This window comes from Kurthia sp. ISK08, from assembly GCF_046159805.1.
Classification (GTDB): domain Bacteria; phylum Bacillota; class Bacilli; order Bacillales_A; family Planococcaceae; genus Kurthia; species Kurthia gibsonii.
Genome location: NZ_JBJXHL010000002.1, coordinates 562,746 through 583,272 on the forward strand (window position 1 = coordinate 562,746; position 20,527 = coordinate 583,272).

Here is a 20,527-nt window from a genome sequence, read left to right on the forward strand (position 1 = left end):
AATAATAATTTAAAAGAGAAAAAAATCGAACGAAAAAGAAATCTCTATTATTATTTTAAGATAATTAAATTGTATAAAAATTTTCAAAAAATTGTTGTATAACAAAACAGGGTTTTTGATGTAAAAGACAATATTTTTCTGTTTTCAACATATAATACAGAATATATTGACAAAAAAGTTCTTATCGGGAATAATGAATTTAATATATTAGCGTACGGAAGAATAGTATGTGTGTGACTGTTTGAAAGAGAGATTTCCTCACCGGCTGAAAGGGAAATTCAAATAAGGCATGCGGAACCTACTTCCTAGCTCCTATGAAAACATAGGCGCATACTCCAGCGTTAACGGAATCGAGCGGAACAAAGTATGACTTTGTTCAATTAAGGTGGTACCGCGAATGAGCCCTTTTCGTCCTTAAAATATTGGATGATAAGGGCTTTTTTATATGGAGGAATACAAATATGTACCAAAATCGAATTGTTGTAAAAATCGGAAGTAGTAGTTTGACGAATAGTAAAGGTGAAGTAGATTACGAAAAGCTACAAGAACATGTAGCAGCGATTGCCGCTTTAAAACAAAAACACTATGATGTTGTACTCGTTTCATCAGGGGCCGTCGCTTGTGGATTCCGTCAACTAGGTTACACACAACGACCAATTACTGTAAAAGGAAAGCAAGCAGCTGCTGCAGTTGGTCAAAGTTTACTGATTCAAGCCTATACAAAAGCACTTGCACAGTACGGTTATGTAGGGGCACAAATCTTATTGACACGCGCTGACTTTCAGTCGAAACATCGTTATCAAAATGCGCATGAAACAATTGAGGAACTATTAGAACGAAATGTTTTGCCAATTATCAATGAAAATGACACCGTATCATTACAAGAATTAACGTTTGGTGACAATGATTTATTATCAGCACTTGTAAGTGGTTTAGTTCATGCGGAGCAGCTCATTATTTTAACAGATATTAATGGTTTATATACAGCAAATCCTAAGAAGGATGCTACAGCAAAACGTTTTGATTATTTAACAGAAATTACAGATGAGTTACTTGGATATGCAACATCAGAAGGTTCAAATGTAGGCACAGGTGGCATGCAATCTAAATTACAAGCAGCTAAAACCGCTTACGACTTAGGTGTCAATGTGTTCATCGGTAAAGGGGAAGGTTCAGAAAAGCTCATCGAAATTATAGAAAAGCGTGGAGACGGTACGTATATTGAGCGACAAGTTCCGCAATCATTATCTTCTAAAAAGCAATGGATTTCACTTTTTTCTCAAACACAGGGAGCGATTTATATTGATGAAGGTGCAGAAAAAGCGATTTTAGAAAATGGGAAGAGTTTATTACCAGCAGGTGTATATCTGGTTACAGGCAACTTTGAAGCAGGTGATGTAGTCGATGTCTTCAGAGAACGTGATTTAATTGGTAAGGGTGAAGTTTTATATAGCGCGGAAGAGTTGATGCAAGCTATGGGAAAAAGAACAGACGAATTAGCACATGATCATGTAGTGATTCATCGTGATCGCTTTGTAGCAGTAGTAAAGGAGGAAATTTAAGATGTCAGAGGTAATTGAAAAAGGAAAACGTGCAAAAGTAGCGAGCTTTACGATGATGGAGCGTACAACAGAAGAAAAAAACGCTGCATTATGTGCGATTGCAGCACAATTATTACAAGATGAGGCACATATTTTACAAGAAAACGAGCGCGATCTAATAGAAGGAAAAGAAAAAGGGATTGATTCGGCTGTCCTAGATCGTATTATGTTAAATCACGACCGTCTCGTTGCTATTCATGATGCTTTATTACAAGTAGTAGAATTACAAGATCCGATTGGTGAAATACTTGAGGTGATTGATAAAGAAAATGGATTACATATCGAAAAACGTCGTGTACCTTTAGGGGTTATCGGTATGATTTATGAAGCGCGTCCTAATGTAACAGTGGATGCCGCAGCCTTAACATTGAAAACAGGAAATGCAGTCATCTTACGAGGAAGTTCAAGCGCAAAATATTCAAATCAAGTATTAGTAGAAAGTATTCACCGCGCTTTAGAAAAAACAACGATTCCACAAGATGCAGTCTTATTAATAGAAGATACAAGTCGTCAAACAGCGAGTGAACTTTTTACAATGAAAGAATATTTAGATGTTTTAATTCCACGTGGTAGTAAAGCGTTAATTGATACAGTTGTAGCGAATTCAACTGTTCCTGTATTAGAAACAGGCGCAGGGAACTGCCATATTTATATTGATGAAGTTGCAAATCCACAGATGGCTACACAGATTGTACTTAACGCAAAAACACAGCGTACATCGGTATGTAATGCGGCAGAAAGTTTATTAATTCACCGAAAATATGTAGAAATACATGGTGAAGAATTAATTCAGGCATTGCTGGATGCAGATGTTACATTATACGGTGATGAAGCAATTTGTAACATGGATTCACGTATTTATTCTGCCACAGATGAAGATTATGCCACTGAATATTTAGCAATGTCACTAAGTATAAAAACAGTAGACTCGGTAGATGAGGCTATTCAGCACATTCAAAAGTATGGAACAAAGCATTCAGAAGCTATTGTTACGGAATTACAAGATAATGCAAAGAGATTTCAACAGTTAGTGGATGCTGCAGCTGTTTACCATAATGCCTCGACACGTTTTACAGATGGTTTTGAGTTTGGCTACGGGGCTGAAATTGGTATTAGTACACAAAAGTTACACGCAAGAGGACCTATGGGGCTACCAGCTCTAACTTCTGAGAAATATTATATAGATGGAGCAGGGCAAATTCGTCAATAATTCAAACAAATATGCCCATCGTTTGTAATTTTAAGCAAGCTTGTTATAATAAAGTGAACACTAGCATAGCTAGATTTATTCGTAAAGATAGGAAAGTAGGGATTTAGATGGCAACAGCAACACACACAACAACTGTAAAAGCAGGACAACAACAAGTATGGGCATTTGTAAGTGATATGGAGAAGTGGGCAAAGTTAGTGCCTGGCTACCGCAATCACGAAATGATCAATGAAAAGCAGTCGAAATGGATTTTCGCTGGGAATGTAGGCGTGTTAAAAAAATCAGTTGAAGTGCAAATAGATATTACAAACTGGGAAGAACCATCTAAAATTTCATTTGATTTAACAGGTCTAACAGATAAATTTACAGGTTCAGGCTACTTTACAGCAAAAGAAATCGATGCACAAAATACAGAGATGTCAGGATTTTTAGAAATTAAAGCAGGTGGTATTGCAGCACCTGTGTTAAATCCAATTTTTTCAGCTGTATTACCAAAAGCAACATCAATGCTAACAGAACGCGTAGCTAATAAAATTCAATCTGAAGCAAAATAATTCATACACCATAAATTGAGAACTGCACCTTTTAATGACGGGTGCAGTTTTTAGTTTGATTTCTCTATTTAATTCCCGTATGGTAAAGGAATGAACAGTGAAATAAGGAGCAGATTTATGCAAGCATACTATTATGAAATTCCAGCACATTTACAACATACAGAAAAAGAAGCAATTATTTGTGACGAACAACAAGTCGGAACGATTCAACGTGTTTATTCAAATGGTTTAAAAAAAGTAATTGATCGCATGTTTGATCAAAAATATTTTGTTCAAATTGACACAAAAATTGAAGGTTTTGCACCTGTAACATGTAAAAAAATTCAACGTAAAGGTAAAATTTATTACGATGCCATCGAGGAAGGGCAACCACTTTATCGAATTGCTTATATCGGTTGGAAAGAGTTGATTCCAGATTTGATGATTTCAAATAAAAAAGAACAGATGACACTAGAGATGAATCGAGAAGACTGGTCACCATTTCTTTATAATGAAAAAACAATTGCCCGTTGGCGCGCAGATTATATAGAAGAAAAAGATACATTCCGAATTACGTTTGAGATGTTAGAAGACAGCCCATTCCAAAACCCAGCACTCTTTTTAGCGATTGCACAAGCCGCACTCTTTATCGGCGCTTAATTATGGCAAAAACATGAATTTTTCATGTTTCTAACGAAAAAAGTGGTTTTCTATCATGCAAGATTCTGTAAGCTAGTCTATAATGAAGGGGTATTCTGAAATTAAGGGTTAGGAAGTGTTGGTCATTAAAAAGTTAATCCCATTCGCTATTATTATTTTACTCGTATTAAGCGTTCTATATGTGATTTTCTCTGGGAAATCAGAAAAAACAATGGAAGTACCAAGCGGTAAAGAATTCATTTCTGTACAGGTTCAAACCATTGAAAACAATAAAGAAGTGAAGTCAAAAACAGTTACATTAACAGACAAAGAAAAAATGGATGAGATTTTACGTGCAGTAGACGGTCTAAAAACAAAACAAAGTACAATTACGAATACAGAAAAAGAAATCAAAGACGTTGATTCGTATTTCTTCTACTTTGAAAACAAAAAAGAACGTGATCCACGTAAACCATTCCCTTATAGCTTCTTTATTACAGAAAAAGGCTACATTTACTACACGCATAATGCAATCAATAGTCTAGATACACCACAACGTACAGTTGAAGCGCATCCAGATGTATTGAAAAAGCTAAAAGAAATTACAGGTGTACAATAAACTTTAACGATAAAAGAGTTTCAGCACATAAAATGCTGAGACTCTTTTTAGTATTTATAAGAAAAAGTTGGAAAGTAGCTTTCATGTTTAATAGAAGGAAAATAGAGTAAGGGTAGCATGTAAAAGCTGTTCTATGCTATGCTATGAATGGTTTTAAGGGGGGAAATGAATTGAAAATAATGAGAGAATTAATTGCCTATATTTTAGTTCTTGTATTACTATGTATGGATTTCTTTAGTAATTGGCATATTTGGACGGTTGTTCCAAAAACAGTGATGATTATTGTGTTTATTATTGGAATTATCATCTGTTTCACACCGACAAAGAAATTAAATTTAGAACAAAACTTTTGGTTACAAGTACGGGTTATTGCAGCCATTCTTATTTTAATTTTTGTCCTACCATTATTTGGAGGACATTCAGAGCTTGGTTTATCCGTAACGCAGCCGTTCTTTATTATTATTTTAGCTTTAAGTGCACTTCAACTTCGTATGCAATGGAAACGTGTACAACAAGAAAAAGCAAAGGAAGAAGAATTAAAAAAGCAACAAGAAAAGTTGAAGGGGAAGCGTAAATAATGCATGTATATGTAGTCGATTTTGCTTGGCATGGTAATCAAACACTCTTTATCGAACTAAAAGGCACAGATTATAACCGAAAATTTGAAGGAATGGTTCGTGTTGTAGATGGAATCATTTATGGGGATTTAGTCCACCCTACGAAAAGTACTTTATCAAAAGAAGCGATTACATACATAAAAAATTATGTAAGCGAGCAAATTTCAGCGAAAAAATTTTAATCTTAAAAAAAGCAGGAATTTATTTCCTGCTTTTTTATTTTTAAATCTCTAAAAATAGGTATAAATAACCATGCGAAAAGTCTCGTTGCCATGTAATATAAGTTTTATCAACAAATATTTTATATGCAGATGGGGGAAAAAAATTGTCTATACAAAAAAAATTAAGTTTAGGCTATATTACATTGTTGGTTTTAATGATTATTATGATGGTATTTACATATAATCGATTAGATGCAATTGAAAAAAGTTTTGAAGATGAAGTACAAGGAAGCTTTGATAATATTAGCTTAGTAACTGATGTAAAATATTTGATTGCGATGCAAGGAATTCAACTTCGTGATTATGTTCTGACAAAGTCAGATACAGCGAAAATTTCTTTAGAGAGTGTACGTGATGAAACGACAGCACAAGTACAAAACTTACAAAAAATCACAAAAAACGATTCAGACATTAAGAAAAGTGTAGAGTCGATTACAGCGCGTGATCAAGAATTTAATGATGTAAGTGTTAGTTTAATTAAAGCAGTAGACGATAATTCAGATGAATCAGCTATTTTTGCTGAATTAAATAAAGCAAAATCTATTAATATTAGTGTTATGGAATCAGTTAAACAAATTGAGAAAAAAGAACGTGCAACATTAGAACATGCAAAATCAGACTTACAACGTACAGCGATGATATCGAAAATATTATCAATTATTGTAGGGATTTTAAGTGCAATTGTAGCTATTTTCTTTGTTCTTTATATTAAACGCTCAGTCGTAAAACCAATTTTAAGAACTGTTCAAAATGTGAAAGTATTAGCTACTGGTAATTATGCAGAGCCAGATTTAAAAGTAAATACAAAAGATGAAATTCAAGAATTAGCAGATTCAATTAATGAAATGAAATATAATACAAAAAATTTAGTACAAGGTATTTCGGATAATGCCGCACAATTAAGTGCTTCAATTGAAGAGTTATCTGCAAGTACACATGAAGTTTCAAAAGCAGCAGAAGAAGTAAGTTCACAAGTAGAACTAACAGCATCTGCAGCAACAGATTCAGCAGCGAATGCGCAAGATAGTGCAGAAGCAATGCAGGAGACAGCGGTCGGCGTACAGCGTATTGCGCAGTCATCTCAACAATTATTTGACCATGCAAAAGAAGCAAATGCTTTAGCGATTAACGGAGCAGATATTTTAAAAGTAGCTAAAAACCAGATGGATACAATTGCAAGTTCTACAAATCAAACGAATGAATTAATTCATCGTTTAGCAGAACAGACAAGTCAAATCCAAAGCATGTCAAAAGTTATTACAGATATTACTGAACAAACGAATCTACTTGCACTCAATGCCGCGATTGAAGCAGCTCGTGCTGGTGAACATGGCAAAGGGTTTGCAGTAGTGGCAGAAGAAGTGCGTAAACTAGCAGAAGAATCGAAAAGATCGGCAAGTCAAATTGTTCAATTAACTGCGACAATCCAAGAAGATACAGAAGTAGTAGCAGAGTCTGTACAAACAGGATTAAAGAATGTAAAAGAAGGTGTTTACATTATTGAGAATGCAAGTACAGCATTTGGCAGTATTGAACAAAGCGTAGGTCAAATGACGACGCAATTAGAAGATGTGACAGCAACGTCAGAGGAATTATCTGCTGGAACAGAAGAAGTAACAGCTTCTGTATCTGAAATTGCTTCACATGCAAGTGGTGCGGTAACAGCAACAGCAAGTATTACAGCAGCAGCAGAAGAGCAAACTGCCACACTACAAGAAATTAATAGCGTTGTAGCAGAAATTTCTTCACAAGCGATTGAATTGCATGAATTAACACAATCGTTTAAAGTATAGAAATAACGATTAGTAAAGAAGGAGAAGGGGTTGCTTAGAGGGCAATTCCTTCTTTTCAATTAGAAGTTTAAATAGATATGATAAAATAGAGTATGAGGTGAATTCAATGGATATTCGCTTAATTGCCATTGACTTAGATGGAACATTATTAAATTCTGAATTGCAAATTACACATCACACAATTGACGTATTAAACCGCGTACCGTCCAATGTGGAAGTGGTTATTTGTACAGGAAGGACGATTGCAGAATTACCAGAAGAACTACAATATATACCGAATATACGTTATATCATTACATCGAATGGTGCAGCAGTTTGGAACCGTCAAACAAAAGAAAAGCTATCTGAATGTGCGCTTACATCAACAGAAGCTATCACCTTAATGAAAGGTTTTCAACAATTTGACGTACGTATGGAAGTTTTTATGCTAGGAGGAATCTTAGTAGAACCTTATTATTATGAACATTTTGAAGCATATGGTGGTAGTCAGCATACAGACTTTTTAAAAAAGACACGTACACCGAAAGAAAATGTTGTGCAATACGTAGAAGAATTATGTGAACCTGTTGAAAAATTTAATTTATTTTTTAAACATGAACATGAACGTTATACAGCAATTCAACAATGTATTGAAGCAGGATATCAAGTGACAACTTCTTTTGCGCATAATGTAGAAGTGAATGCGATGTGTGCAAGTAAGGGGCGCGCACTACAAACACTTGCGGAAATACTTGGTATTCACCAGCAGTATATTGCAGCAATTGGTGATCAAATCAATGATTTATCGATGTTTGACTATGCAAACTATCCGATTGCGATGGGGAATGCAGTAGATGAGGTGAAGCGTGTTGCCGTAGTTGAAACACTAACAAATATTGAAGATGGTGTAGCCGCTGCAATAGAGAAGTATATTATTAAAGGGGAAAAAAATGAACGTTTATTCTTTTAGTGGACCGAGTGGTACAGGAAAAAGTTCTTTTGCACTTGAATTAGCACATCAATTAGGGGTAGATGCAATTATTGATGATGGTTTATTCATTATGAATGGTTGTCGAAAAGCAGGAACCTCAGCGAAGTTTGAAAAAAGTGCATTTAAAGCAGTGAAACGTGCGATTTTTTCCGATGATGCACATGTAGAAGAAGTGCGAGTAGCTTTACAGGAAGTACAACCAGAAAAACTCATGATTATTGGCACATCGGATCGTATGACAATCAGAATTGCAGAGCGTTTAGGCGTAGGGGAGATTGAACACTTCTATCATATCGACGAATACCGTACATCGAAACAAATGAAGATGGCGAAGTTTATACGAAAAACAGAAGGAAAGCATATTATGCCTGTTCCGTTCGTTGAAGTGCAACAAAATTTCTTTAAACGGTTAGTGATGAAAGGGTTTGAAATTTTCTCAACGAAAAAAGAAAAAATCGGTGAAACAACGATTGTTCAGCCTGATTTTCATGAAGACTTACTGGTTTATAAAACAAAAGACTTTACACAAAGCATACGTCAAGTATGTGAAGATTCTCCATATATTATGGATGTAACAAAATTACAATTTACGCTATATCCACTACCAATTACGAAATTAGTACTTGTTTATTCAAGTGATGAGACAGAGCATATGGATGAAAAATTATACATGTTACAACAGCAAATTAATCAAGCTTTTGACGAACAATTTGAAATTGAGTTTGACACGATTGATCTTCAAGTCGAGCATTTAGCTTCGCAAAAAAAGCCATTAAAAATAAAAAAACAAGCTGCAGTAGTTGAACACTAGAGCAGCTTGTTTTTTATTGTTCTTCTATTTTACGTGTAAATCTAGCAGGACGTTTTTCGACAAAAGCACGTACACCCTCTGGGAAGTCATGTGAATCAACAAATGGTGTTGAGCCTGTCCATAGACTTGGAGCAGAATCCACACACTCTTGTACCGATTGTTTGACTGCAAGTAGAGAAGCTGGAGACATAGAAGCAACGAGCTTCCCAATTCGAATCGCATAACGGTCTAAATCTTTTTCCGCCACTAAATAATTAAGTAAACCAAGTCGATCGGCTTCTTCTGCTTTAAGCATACGCCCTGTATACACTAAATCTTTCGTCATAGATGGTCCAATTAATTGAACAAGTCGTTGTGCAAACTGATTATTCAATGTAATACCTAACTTCCCAACAGGAATACCTAACTTAGCTTGATCGCTACCGATACGTAAATCACATGCAAGTGCTAATTCAAGTCCAGCACCCATTGCAGGTCCATTGATAACCGCAATTGTTGGAATGGCTAATCGCTCGATTGTTGAAATCGTTTTTTCCATGTGAACAAAAGCTTGTTCAGCTTCTTCTAAAGAGATGGAATTGAACTCTTTAATATCCGATCCAGCTGTAAATTGATTCCCTGATCCACGAATTAATAATACTTTATTCTTTGGATTTTTAAGTACTTGTAGCGCAATTAAACGTAGCTCATTCCACATATTTGCGGTTAATGCATTTTTAGCTTGTGGTCGATGGATTGTAATAATCGCGAGTCCTGCCGTTTCTTGATAAACAATTTTTGCATCTTCTTTTTCTAATCTTGTTGTTGAAACTTTCATGTTGTACTCCCCCTTTGTGTATCCAATATAACTATTATAGTACAGATTTTACTTTTAGAGAACTGATCTATAAAAACGATGCATGAAAAGATCTATGATAAATCTTAATAGGGGCTATAAAAAATGTTCGTGTATCATTTAGGAAAGCAAAGGAAGCTCATACACGCTTACCTTTTTCGTGAAAATTTATTTTTTAGAATAAAAATAGGTGTTATGATAGAAAAATACTAAAAAAAGAGGTATTTATGAGTCTTATATACGCTAAATCAACATTTGAAAGTAACAACTTATCAATATGTTAGAGGTTTTAGTTCAAAAAATAATGAAAAATAAGTGAAAATAGTAGACAAAATTTAAAGTGTGTGAAAATATTCACGAACGTTGATATAACAGGATTTCTCGAGATTTCAAGACATCATACCTATTACAAAAATGCATAGAAAATAATAAGCTAATATACTGTACATTATGGAAATGTGGTGTTAGAGTATATGTAAGTTAAAAATGTGAACAAAATTTGAGCGAACAATAAAATTAATAAATTTTTTAAAAAAGTGATTTGTTCAAATTAAGAAAAAAAGGAGCCACATAAAATGAAATTACTTGCACCAAAGCCATTTACAATTGAAGGCGGAAAAAGAGCAGTCCTCCTACTTCACGGGTTTACTGGTAGTACGAAGGATGTAAAAAAATTAGGACAATTTTTAAATAAAAAGGGATATACATGTCACGCACCAATGTATCGTGGTCACGGAGTTAGCCCTGAAGAAATTCTTCGTTACGGCGCAAAATATTGGTGGGAAGACGTAACAAGCGGCTACCATCATTTAAAAAGCTTAGGCTATGAAGAAATCGCAGTAGTCGGCATTTCATTAGGTGGCGTGTTTACATTAAAAGTGGGCGCGGAATTCCCTGTTAAAGGTGTTGTATCAATGTGTGCACCAATTAAACGTCGTTCAAGTGACGGTTTATTCGAGCGTTTATACAAATACGCTGAAGTGTATAAAAAATTCGAAGGCAAAGCCGAAGAAACAATTGCTAAAGAATTAAAAGAGTTAGAAAACATGGATCGCCACGCAATTATGGAAATTCAAAAAATGATTGAACATACAAGCGATGAAATCGGTGAAATCGACACTCCAACACTTGTATTACAAGGTAAACTAGATGATGCACTATACCAAGAATCAGCACCATTCATTTTTGATACAGTAGATACAACAGAAAAAGAAATCATTTGGTATCCAAACTCAGGTCACATTATCACTCTTGGTCAAGAACGCGAACAAGTATATCAAGATACATTAGAATTCCTAGATCAATTAGATTGGCAAGCATCAGCAGAAGCAACAAACTCATCTGTACAAGCACTATAGTACATAGTCAGTCATCAGAAGATTTGTTGAGAGAATAAGCTGAATTATATTTGTAATATAAAAGTGAGACATATTGTATGTCTCGCTTTTTTTATGTAAAATAGGGCGAATTTCTGACGAAAATAGCATAATTGACCTAATTAACTAAAAAATCCTTTATAATAAAAGAGAAGAAAAAAGAAAGGGTGAGGAATTTGGCAAATATCCCAAATTGTCCACAATGTCAGTCAGAGTATGCATATGAAGATGGAAATCTTTTCGTCTGCCCAGAGTGTGCGCATGAATGGACAGCTGAATCACAAAAAGAAGCAGAAGAGTCTGCGAAAACACGCGATGTCAACGGAAATGAACTACAAGACGGTGACATGGTAACAATTATAAAAGATTTAAAAGTTAAAGGTGGTTCAGGACCTTTAAAAGTTGGCACAAAAGCGAAAATTCGTTTAGTTGATGGTCCAAATGGTCATAACTTAGAAAGTAAATTTGATGGTATTGGTACACTTTATATTAAGTCTGAATATGTGAAAAAAATATGATTGTACTTTTCCTTGTTATTCTTTTATTTCTAGGATTAACGATTGTTTTTGCTCTTGGAAAAGGTGAGATGCTCATTGCAGGCTATAATACAGCTTCAAAAGAAGAAAAGGAAAAAGTGAATACTGTACGCATGTGCAAAGACTTTTCGAAAATGACAGGTGCGATTACACTATCCCTTGTCCTCTTTCTTCCGGGCGCATTATGGAATCAAGAGATCTACTTTATTTTAGGAACAGCTGGCATTATTTTAGCGACAATCATTGGATTAATTTATATGAATACAGGTAATCGCTACGAGCGAACATAATAAGGAATTGTAGAGAGGTTAGGGAATGAACTAGCCTCTTTTTTCTTTGTGTTGAAACGGTAATGAATTTATTTTTTTAACATGATAAAATAATAAGGAGAAGTTTTAAACTCGCAATCCTTTGTATTGCTGAGCTGAGTAGAGTAATGGAGGCATTTGAATGAATGAGAGAAAAGGACAGTGGTCAACAAAGTTAGGCTTTATACTGTCATCAGCAGGAGCTGCGATTGGTTTAGGCGCAATTTGGAAACTACCTTATGTAACAGGGACGAGTGGAGGAGGAGCATTCTTCTTACTGTTTGTCTTGTTTACACTGGCGATTGGTTTACCGATGTTAATTGCGGAATTTATTATTGGACGTGGTACACAGAAAGAAGCAGTATCAGCATATAAAAAGCTGGCACCGCGAACAGCATGGACATGGATTGGGCGATTAGGCGTCGTTGGTTGTTTCTTGCTTTTATCCTTCTATAGCGTCATTGGTGGTTGGATTGCCGTTTATACAGGAAAAGCATTAGTCGGTCAAATCATCACGCCATCTTTAGATGCAAGTGCTTTATTTGGAGAAGTAACGGGTTCACCGATGATGACAATTATCGGATTAATTATTTTTACATTGTTTAATGTACTTGTAGTAGGATTAGGGATTCAAAATGGTATTGAAAAAGCAAATAAAGTAATGATGCCATTACTATTTATTTTCTTTGTTATTTTAGTCGTACGTGCACTGACATTACCAGGTGCGGTGGAAGGGGTATCCTTCTTCTTAAAGCCTGATTTTTCAGCGATTACATTCCAGTCAGTTTTATATGCATTAGGACAAGCTTTCTTTGCATTAGCAGTTGGATTTTCATGTATGGTGACATATAGTTCGTATTTAAAAAAGAATGAAAGTCTACCTTATGCAGCAGGTTCAGTTGTATTAATGAATATTTTCGTATCTTTATTAGCAGGTCTTGCAATTTTCCCAGTTGTGTTTTCTTTTGGATTAAAAGCATCTGAAGGCCCAGGGCTATTATTTGTTGTATTACCAACTGTTTTTCAACAGTTACCATTTGGTGAGCTATTCTTTGCACTATTTTTATTATTATTCTTGTTTGCGACATTAACATCATCGTTTAGTTTATATGAAATTATTGTTGCAGCTCTGCAAGAAAAGTATCCGAATGCACGCAAGAAAATTACATGGTTTTTAGGTGTTATTGTAATTGTAGCGGCAATTCCAGCTGCTTTATCATCAAGCAAATTAGCTGATTTTCATGTTTTCGGTAAAACAGTCTTTGATGCCACTGACTTTTTAGTGAGTAATGTATTATTACCATTAGGAAATCTCTGTATCGCACTATTTATCATGTATAAAGTAGACAAGAACTTTACAAAACGTGAATTTTTAGCAAGTAGTCAACTATCGACAGGTTGGTATACATTATGGCGCACACTGATGTATACAGTTGTACCAATTGTGATTATCATCGTCATGTTTTTCTTAATCAAATCATAATGAAACAGGTTGGACAAAACATTTTAATTCCCTTTTTAACATTTGCAACGAAAAACTGGAATCGTGCCACAGCGCGATTCCAGTTTTTTTATGCTCATTAAGGAATTAGATTATTTGAAAGGGACAAAATTGCGCGTGAAAGGGAATCGTCGCCGATGAAAGGGACAAAACCGCGCGTGAAAGGGAATCGCCGCCGATGAAAGGGACAAAATCGCGCGCGAAAGGGAATCGCCGCCGATGAAAGGGACAAAATCGCGCGCGAAAGGGAATCGTCGCCGATGAAAGGGACAAAACCGCGCACGAAAGGGAAATGTCGCATTTGAAAGGGACAAAACTGCGCACGAAAGGGAATCGCCGCCGTTTAAAGGGAAACAGGGCATTATTAGCTTTCCGTTTAGAGAAGCGTGCGTGCTGTTAATTCGTACAATAAGATCAACCTTTTTTCTTAGAAAAAAGGTTGGATAACATTTACAACAAAAAACTGAAGCCGCACTACAGTGCGATTCCAGTTTTTATGCTCATACGAAAGGTTGTTCTTACGCGTATATCCCATTCTATTTGTATTAATTCATCTCTAATTGATTTAATAGATTCGTTAATTTATTTAAACTTTGCTTTAATTCTTCGCGTTGTTTTGGTCGCTTATTCGTTGCAACATCGACAACTGCTTCAATTTTTTCGTTATTTTTTAAATAGATTTGGTACGTCACATAGCCTACGTGATTTTTGAATAATTTTTCGATTTTTTCTGCATCGAGTTGTACATGATCGCGTGTTTTTTCAAATACGATGGTTTCATCTGCTGTTGCTTCAATGCGTTCTACGTCTTGTAAGTTGAACTGATGATTGTGAATGCGACTAATAAATTCATTATCTGTTGTAACGTAAAAATCAAGGTTTCCATTTTGATGATAGAAAGCCAACTTAATATTTGATACAGGTTTTGCTGTTTGGTCTGCACGTTTAATAATGAAGAACACAAGCAAAATAAGCAAAATTAAAGCCGAAAGAGCAAAAATGAATATGTACATAGAAAAAACCTCCATTATTCGTAATCTTTTACTTAGTATATAATAAAAAGAGAAAGAGATGTACAAAAAAATGCACAAACTACATGATAAACTAAATAAAAATAAAAAAAGGAGTGTTTTCTTTGAAAATTTTACACACAGCTGATTGGCATTTAGGTAAAACTGTGCAAGGAACATCCATGTTAGAAGATCAAAAATATATATTACAACAATTCCTTCGAGTAGTTGATGAACAACAACCCGATGCGATTATAATCGCAGGAGATTTATATGACCGTTCCGTACCGCCTGTAATAGCAGTTCAACTATTAGATGATGTCTTTGAGGAGATTGTAAAGAATCGTGAAATTCCTCTTTTAGCAATCGCAGGGAACCACGATAGTACGAGTCGTGTTGATTTTGGCTCGACTTTATTTAAAGAAAGTGGCTTATATGTAAAAGGAAAACTAGCAAAAGAAATGACACCCATTCGTTTAGAAGATGAACATGGAGCTGTTGATTTTTATCTGATTCCATTTGCTGACCCACAAGAAGTTCGCTATGTATTTGAAAAAGAGGATGTACATACGAATCAGCAAGCAATGGAAACAATTATGGAAGCAATTCAGCCTACAACAAATCGTTCAGTTTGCATCGCCCATGCTTTCGTTACAAAGAATGGTGAACAACAGGAGAATCCAGATGAAGGAGAGCGCCCATTATCAATTGGTGGTTCAGAATGTATTGATGCGAGTTTATTTGAAAAATTCAACTATACGGCACTGGGTCACTTACATCAAGCGCATTTTGTTGCCCATGAAAAAATACGCTATAGTGGTTCACCGCTTAAATATAGTGTATCTGAAGCAACCCATCAAAAAGGTGTTCTCATGCTGGAGTTAGACGCTAAAGGGAATGTAGCGATTGAAAAGATTCCTTTAGAACCGATTCGTGACTTACGACGAATCGAAGGATTTATGGAAGATTTATTAAAGTTAGCTGCAAGTGAAGATTATGTGTATGTGACATTACTAGATGAAGCACCAATTCTTTCACCAATGGAGAAAATTCGTACGGTCTTTCCGAATGCGATGCATATTGAACGCCCTATTATAAAAGGGGCATTAGAAGTAGCACCTGTTGAAAATAAGCGAGCGATGGATACGGAAACCTTATTCCATTCCTTCTACACTGAAATTACAGGTTCAGAGCCGAATGAAGCGATGACTCAGTTATTTCAAGAATTAGTAGAAGAAGAACTGCGTAAAGAAAGAGAGGCAGAATAATGAAGCCAATTCGTTTAAGTATGACTGCATTTGGTCCATATAAAGAGAAAGAAACTATTGATTTTACGAAACTACAAGGTAATCAAATTTTCGTCATTTCAGGTGCGACAGGCGCAGGGAAAACAACGATTTTTGATGGGATTTGTTTTGCACTCTATGGAAGTGTAAGTGGTGAAGAGCGTGAAAATGCGAAAACACATCGTAGTAATTTTGCGGCAGATGATACGCATACAGCGATTGAATTAGTGTTTGAAATGAAGGGGAAGACTTATCGTATTTTACGCCAATTAGCCCATGTAAAAGCAGGAAATAAGACAGCTACAGGTGAGAAAACGGAATTTGTTGAGATAACAGATGAGGGTGAGATTCCTGTACTTGATTCGCATCGTGTACGTGATTTGAACGATCGTTTAGAGGAGATTATTGGCTTAACAAAAGAACAATTTAAACAGATTGTTATGTTACCGCAAGGGGAATTTCGTAAACTATTAACGTCCGATTCACGCAATAAGGAGCAAATCCTGCGTAAAATCTTTAAAACAGAACATTTTGAAGAAATGACAAAACGCTTAAAAGATAAAAAAACAGAAGCTGAAAAGCAATTACTTGCGTTAGAAACAGAGCGTGCAACATTTATTCGTCAAATAAAAGAAACATTACCAGAAGCGGATCGCCCACTATTTCATGTATTTGCAAAAGAGTATCAATCATCTGTACAAATCATTGAAGGGTTACAACATGAACAAGTGTACTATGAGGCAGAAGAAAAGAAAGTACAAACCGTTCATGCAGAGAAACAACAGCTATTTACAGAGAAACAACAGATGGTACATGCGGCAGAGCAGTTTAACCTAACATTAGAGGAATATCAAAAAGTAGCAGCGAAGTATAAAGAGCTTTTACAACGCGAAGCGGAAATAGAGTCGATTCAACAGCAGTTGAAACAAGCGGAGCGAGCAGAGCATATTATTCCGTATGAGCAAGCTTTTCGTGAACAACGAAAACGAACGGAACAATTAACAGAGCGTGTTGCGTTTGCAAAACAACAATTACAACAAGCGATTGAAAAAAGAAATGTAGCAAAAGAAGCACAGGCGAATATAGAACAGCAATTGCCTCTTTATGAAAAACAAAAAGAACAATTACGTGAATGGCAACGTATTTTACCATTTTACGAAGCGGTTAATCAATTAGAACAGCAGTATAAAGAACAGCAACATCAATTAGCGAAAGCAACAACAAACAAAGAACAATATGATATCCAATTACAACAAGCAATCACGCGAGTAAAGCAAGCAGAGGAACAGTATGATGTATTGATGAAGCAGTTGATTGACGAAACAGCTTACTACGAACAGTTAACACAGCTAAAGCAAGTAGAACAACTATTATCTGCACAGCGAGAGCAGCGCCATAAACTAAAAGAGTTAACAACACAACATGACATGGCCAGTACGCAGTTACAAGAGCAAAATACAAAACTACATCAAGTAGAAGAACAATGGCTTGCTAATCAAGCGTATGTCTTAGCAGAACAACTAGTTGTAGGCGAAATTTGTCCCGTATGTGGAAATACAGTGAAAGAAAAGATACAACAAACACAAACAGGGAAAATCACGAAAGAAATCGTTGAGCAAGCTAAAATAACACAACAACAAGCAGAGCAAAAAGCACGTCAGATTCAAACACAAGTAGATATTTTAAATAGCGATATGCAAAAAACGGCGGAGGCATTACAACAAGTAACGGTTGCATATGATGAAGCAACAAATGTTGAAACAATTCAAAAACTTGAACAAACTCTTAATAAGAATAACCAACAAAAAATACAGGCGCAGGAATTACAACAACAGTTAACGCAATTCCGCAAACAAGTGGAGCAATTACGTGAACAACAGCAAGTATGTTTACAACAAGTAAATCAATTCCAAATGACCGTTCATACAACAGAGCTACAATTACAGGACAAAAAGCAACAATTACCCGTGGCATTTGCGACGAAACAACAAGTTGATGAAGCGATTCATGAAATTACACAGCAAGTAGCGCTATATGAGCAACAAACAAAACAAGTTAATGAAGCATATGAAGTAGCGATGCAACAACATACAACGCAAGAAGCAAATGTGCAAAATATGAAGCAACAGCATGTAGAAGCACAGGAGCAGCTATCACAATTGCAACAACAACTACAAGAAAAAGTATTAGCAGCAGGCTTCCAAGACGGAAAAGAATATACAGCCGCACGTTTAGAAACAGCTCAAATGAATGCACTTCAAGAACGAATTACACAGTATGAAAAAGAACGCTATGCGACGGAAGAATATTTAGAAAAACAACAACATTTAGCACAGGCAGAGAAGAAGAATGTTGAGGTGCTAAAAGAAGAACTACTTACTATAAAAGAACAAGTCGATTTATACGTGAAGCAACTTCATCAAATTGAAAGCTATCGCCAATCTATTACTCGCTTTATTCGTTATTTAGAACAGGCGCAAGAGAAGTCAGCGCAATTAGAAGAACGAGCAAGTCAAATTATTCAACTATATGACTTAATGGCGGGGAAAAATGCACAAAAAATTTCGTTTGAGCGTTATTTGCAAATTGAATATTTAGAGCAAATTATACAAGCGGCGAATGAACGATTAGTGCCATTAACCAATGGACAGTATCGCCTGCTTCGTAGTGAGCGCGTCGATTCGAATGGTAAGCAATCTGGTTTGAGTTTAGATGTATATGATGCTTATACAGGTCAAGAACGTGATGTTAAAACATTATCAGGTGGCGAACAATTTAATGCATCTCTTTGTTTAGCACTAGGTATGAGTGATATCATTCAAAGTTTCCGAGGGAATGTCCAAATGGATACGATGTTTGTAGATGAAGGCTTTGGTACATTAGATGAAGAAGCACTTTCAAAAGCAATTGATACATTAGTCGATTTACAAAAAACGGGGCGTATGATTGGGATTATTTCGCACGTTGCAGAATTAAAAGAAACGGTTCCAGCCACACTTGAAGTTCGTAAGACAAAAGAAGGATACAGTCATACAACGTGGAATATAAAATAGCCATTTAATATACTGTATACAAAAAGAATCGCTCAATGAGTGGGCGATTCTTTTATATTAAGCATCAAATATATTGTTTGGTTGTACTACTTCACGTGCAATGGCAATCGCGCCATTTTTACGTAAATGAAGAATCGCTTCATCACTTGCATTTAAAATCTTATCGATGTAGTAATCTTGTTTCGCAGGATCGATGCCCATTCCTTTAAACTCATCTCGAAATGCATACGTATAGACACTTTTTTCTTGTTCTGTTAATTGAATATCGTTCTTTGAACCTTCCATAATCTAACATCCTTTTGTATAATAGAGTTAGTTTTATTATAACGTGTTCTGAATCATAGTGAAACTTAATTGCGAGTCATTCGTATAAAATAGAAAAAGGGTGTGATTCAATATGATGTGGGTAATGATTATTATCGTGGCTTGTGTAGCAATCGGTAGTGATGTCTATGTCAAGCGTTTAAAATTTAAAGAACGCACAATGAAAATAGAGCAGCAAATGCTTGATAAACAGTTAAAGCTGGAGCATGTAAAGAATGAAAACTTTAAACTTGAAACAGAGCGTTTACGTTTAGAGTTACAACAAGATTTACAAAAATCACCATCAAAAACAGAACTACTTGGTTTAAAAGAAGATTGAATTTTCATGAGAAAGAGACTGTAAGTGTAAAAATATAGCATAAGAAAAACTGGAATCGCGCTGTGGCGTGGTTCCAGTTTTTTCGTTGCGAACGCTAAAAAAGTTTTGTTTATTTAAATTGTTGCATTGCTTCACTCATAAATTGTGTTAACCCTTCACCATACACATCAATCTGTGACTTAAAACGAGGGTCTTGTACATATAGCTGACCTAAACCGCGAAACGCCTCTTTTGAATAGTTCCCAAAATATTGATTTAAAAAGTAATAGAACTCTTTCATCGCTTGTTGAACAGTCGGAGAGTCAATAGCTTCATGGCGAATCGCTGCTAGGCGCGTCCATTGTTGTTGCCACTTTTCTTGTAAGGCTTCATCATTGAATTGTGCAATCTGTTCTTTGGATTGATTGACTGCTTCGTCTCCCCATTTTTCACGTGCTTCTTGTTCATATGGATTCTTTTTAAAATCTAATCCATTAAATTTTTCTTCATTTGTCATATGAATACCTCCTTCTTTTGCTTCAATCGTTTGCTGAATCGTTTGCGCCATACGTTCAAACTGTTTTATTTTTTCTTCGACTAATTGTTTTTGAAAATATAAAGCTTCGAGTTGATTGTACGCGTCTTGTGTCATCATCTGTTGAATTTGCTTGAGTGAAAATCCAAGTGTTCGAAAAAATAAAATTTGTTGTAATCGATCAACAGCATCATCGTTATAAAGTCGATAACCTGCATCATTTTCAGTTGTAGGTGGCAATAAACCAATAGCGTCGTAGTGATGAAGAGTACGAACAGATACACCGACTAAATCAGCTAATTGTTTGATTTTATAAATTATCATCATCTCCTTTCTAAAACCACTATAAAGTCTAACGTAACGTAAAAGTCAATATATATATCGAAAGTGACGTGTATTTTTGGTATGAAAGGGTATAAAAGGAGAGAGTTGTAAGAACGCTCGGTTAATA

The 20,527-nt window shown here is 35.5% G+C and carries 21 protein-coding genes; 17 read left to right on the forward strand and 4 right to left on the reverse strand.

The features are described 5' to 3' along the window. Positions 1-461 precede the first annotated feature (461 nt). The 10 genes from proB to ACKVQX_RS06390 all read left to right on the forward strand — a co-directional run bounded on the left by proB (position 462) and on the right by ACKVQX_RS06390 (position 9,014). Positions 462-1,562, forward strand: a complete 1,101-nt coding sequence (gene proB, locus ACKVQX_RS06345; protein ID WP_068453228.1) for a glutamate 5-kinase — start codon at positions 462-464, stop codon at positions 1,560-1,562. Between the two features lies 1 nt (position 1,563). After that, entirely contained in the window at positions 1,564-2,811 is a 1,248-nt protein-coding gene (locus ACKVQX_RS06350) for a glutamate-5-semialdehyde dehydrogenase (RefSeq protein WP_068453230.1), read from the forward strand. A 107-nt stretch (positions 2,812-2,918) separates the two neighbouring features. After that, positions 2,919-3,365, forward strand: a complete 447-nt coding sequence (locus ACKVQX_RS06355; RefSeq protein ID WP_087680190.1) for a CoxG family protein — start codon at positions 2,919-2,921, stop codon at positions 3,363-3,365. Between the two features lie 117 nt (positions 3,366-3,482). Next, positions 3,483-4,004 (forward strand): hypothetical protein, encoded by a 522-nt coding sequence (locus tag ACKVQX_RS06360; RefSeq protein ID WP_409136109.1) that lies wholly within the window; start codon positions 3,483-3,485, stop codon positions 4,002-4,004. Positions 4,005-4,119: 115 nt separating this feature from the next. Next, on the forward strand, positions 4,120-4,602 hold the full coding sequence (locus ACKVQX_RS06365) for a hypothetical protein (RefSeq protein ID WP_131004894.1): 483 nt from the start codon (positions 4,120-4,122) through the stop codon (positions 4,600-4,602). 170 nt (positions 4,603-4,772) lie between these two features. Then, positions 4,773-5,180, forward strand: a complete 408-nt coding sequence (locus ACKVQX_RS06370; RefSeq protein WP_409136110.1) for a hypothetical protein — start codon at positions 4,773-4,775, stop codon at positions 5,178-5,180. Further along, a complete protein-coding gene (locus ACKVQX_RS06375) occupies positions 5,180-5,401 on the forward strand; it encodes a hypothetical protein (protein WP_068453238.1) in 222 nt (73 codons plus the stop codon). The genes ACKVQX_RS06370 and ACKVQX_RS06375 overlap by 1 nt, the downstream gene beginning before the upstream one ends. Positions 5,402-5,544: 143 nt before the next feature. Further along, on the forward strand, positions 5,545-7,233 hold the full coding sequence (locus ACKVQX_RS06380; RefSeq protein WP_087680188.1) for a methyl-accepting chemotaxis protein: 1,689 nt from the start codon (positions 5,545-5,547) through the stop codon (positions 7,231-7,233). A 106-nt stretch (positions 7,234-7,339) separates the two neighbouring features. Next, positions 7,340-8,182, forward strand: a complete 843-nt coding sequence (locus tag ACKVQX_RS06385; RefSeq protein ID WP_336663642.1) for a Cof-type HAD-IIB family hydrolase — start codon at positions 7,340-7,342, stop codon at positions 8,180-8,182. Then, a complete protein-coding gene (locus ACKVQX_RS06390; RefSeq protein ID WP_409136111.1) occupies positions 8,163-9,014 on the forward strand; it encodes a hypothetical protein in 852 nt (283 codons plus the stop codon). The genes ACKVQX_RS06385 and ACKVQX_RS06390 overlap by 20 nt, the downstream gene beginning before the upstream one ends. A gap of 13 nt (positions 9,015-9,027) precedes the next feature. Here ACKVQX_RS06390 and ACKVQX_RS06395 read toward each other — a convergent pair whose 3' ends face one another. Beyond that, positions 9,028-9,831: an enoyl-CoA hydratase/isomerase family protein gene (locus tag ACKVQX_RS06395; protein ID WP_068453246.1), complete on the reverse strand. Its 804-nt coding sequence runs from the start codon at positions 9,829-9,831 to the stop codon at positions 9,028-9,030. Positions 9,832-10,424: 593 nt separating this feature from the next. Between ACKVQX_RS06395 and ACKVQX_RS06400 the strand changes: the two genes are divergently transcribed. The 4 genes from ACKVQX_RS06400 (at position 10,425) to ACKVQX_RS06415 (ending at position 13,552) form a co-directional block, all read left to right on the forward strand. Then, a complete protein-coding gene (locus ACKVQX_RS06400) occupies positions 10,425-11,207 on the forward strand; it encodes an alpha/beta hydrolase (RefSeq protein WP_409136112.1) in 783 nt (260 codons plus the stop codon). A 194-nt stretch (positions 11,208-11,401) separates the two neighbouring features. Continuing rightward, positions 11,402-11,743, forward strand: a complete 342-nt coding sequence (locus tag ACKVQX_RS06405; RefSeq protein WP_068453249.1) for a zinc ribbon domain-containing protein YjdM — start codon at positions 11,402-11,404, stop codon at positions 11,741-11,743. Further along, positions 11,740-12,051 carry a DUF3784 domain-containing protein gene (locus ACKVQX_RS06410; protein WP_068453251.1) on the forward strand — a complete coding sequence of 104 codons (312 nt, stop codon included), beginning with the start codon at positions 11,740-11,742 and terminating at the stop codon, positions 12,049-12,051. Before ACKVQX_RS06405 ends, ACKVQX_RS06410 begins: the two co-directional genes overlap by 4 nt. A 160-nt stretch (positions 12,052-12,211) precedes the next feature. Continuing rightward, positions 12,212-13,552, forward strand: a complete 1,341-nt coding sequence (locus ACKVQX_RS06415; RefSeq protein ID WP_068453253.1) for a sodium-dependent transporter — start codon at positions 12,212-12,214, stop codon at positions 13,550-13,552. A gap of 563 nt (positions 13,553-14,115) precedes the next feature. On the opposite strand, the gene ACKVQX_RS06420 is transcribed toward ACKVQX_RS06415, so the two are convergent. Further along, a complete protein-coding gene (locus tag ACKVQX_RS06420; RefSeq protein WP_068453255.1) occupies positions 14,116-14,583 on the reverse strand; it encodes a hypothetical protein in 468 nt (155 codons plus the stop codon). 122 nt (positions 14,584-14,705) lie between these two features. On the opposite strand from ACKVQX_RS06420, the gene ACKVQX_RS06425 reads away from it, so the two are divergent. Then, complete coding sequence (locus tag ACKVQX_RS06425; RefSeq protein WP_068453257.1) at positions 14,706-15,848, forward strand: exonuclease SbcCD subunit D; 1,143 nt, start codon at positions 14,706-14,708, stop codon at positions 15,846-15,848. After that, positions 15,848-18,919 (forward strand): AAA family ATPase, encoded by a 3,072-nt coding sequence (locus ACKVQX_RS06430; protein ID WP_068453259.1) that lies wholly within the window; start codon positions 15,848-15,850, stop codon positions 18,917-18,919. The genes ACKVQX_RS06425 and ACKVQX_RS06430 overlap by 1 nt, the downstream gene beginning before the upstream one ends. A gap of 57 nt (positions 18,920-18,976) precedes the next feature. Here ACKVQX_RS06430 and ACKVQX_RS06435 read toward each other — a convergent pair whose 3' ends face one another. Then, positions 18,977-19,204, reverse strand: coding sequence for a hypothetical protein (locus ACKVQX_RS06435; RefSeq protein WP_068453261.1), 228 nt, complete (start codon positions 19,202-19,204; stop codon positions 18,977-18,979). Between the two features lie 112 nt (positions 19,205-19,316). On the opposite strand from ACKVQX_RS06435, the gene ACKVQX_RS06440 reads away from it, so the two are divergent. Further along, positions 19,317-19,562: a hypothetical protein gene (locus ACKVQX_RS06440; RefSeq protein WP_082701406.1), complete on the forward strand. Its 246-nt coding sequence runs from the start codon at positions 19,317-19,319 to the stop codon at positions 19,560-19,562. 109 nt (positions 19,563-19,671) lie between these two features. Here ACKVQX_RS06440 and ACKVQX_RS06445 read toward each other — a convergent pair whose 3' ends face one another. Next, positions 19,672-20,400, reverse strand: a complete 729-nt coding sequence (locus ACKVQX_RS06445; RefSeq protein ID WP_409136113.1) for a MerR family transcriptional regulator — start codon at positions 20,398-20,400, stop codon at positions 19,672-19,674. Positions 20,401-20,527 lie beyond the last annotated feature (127 nt).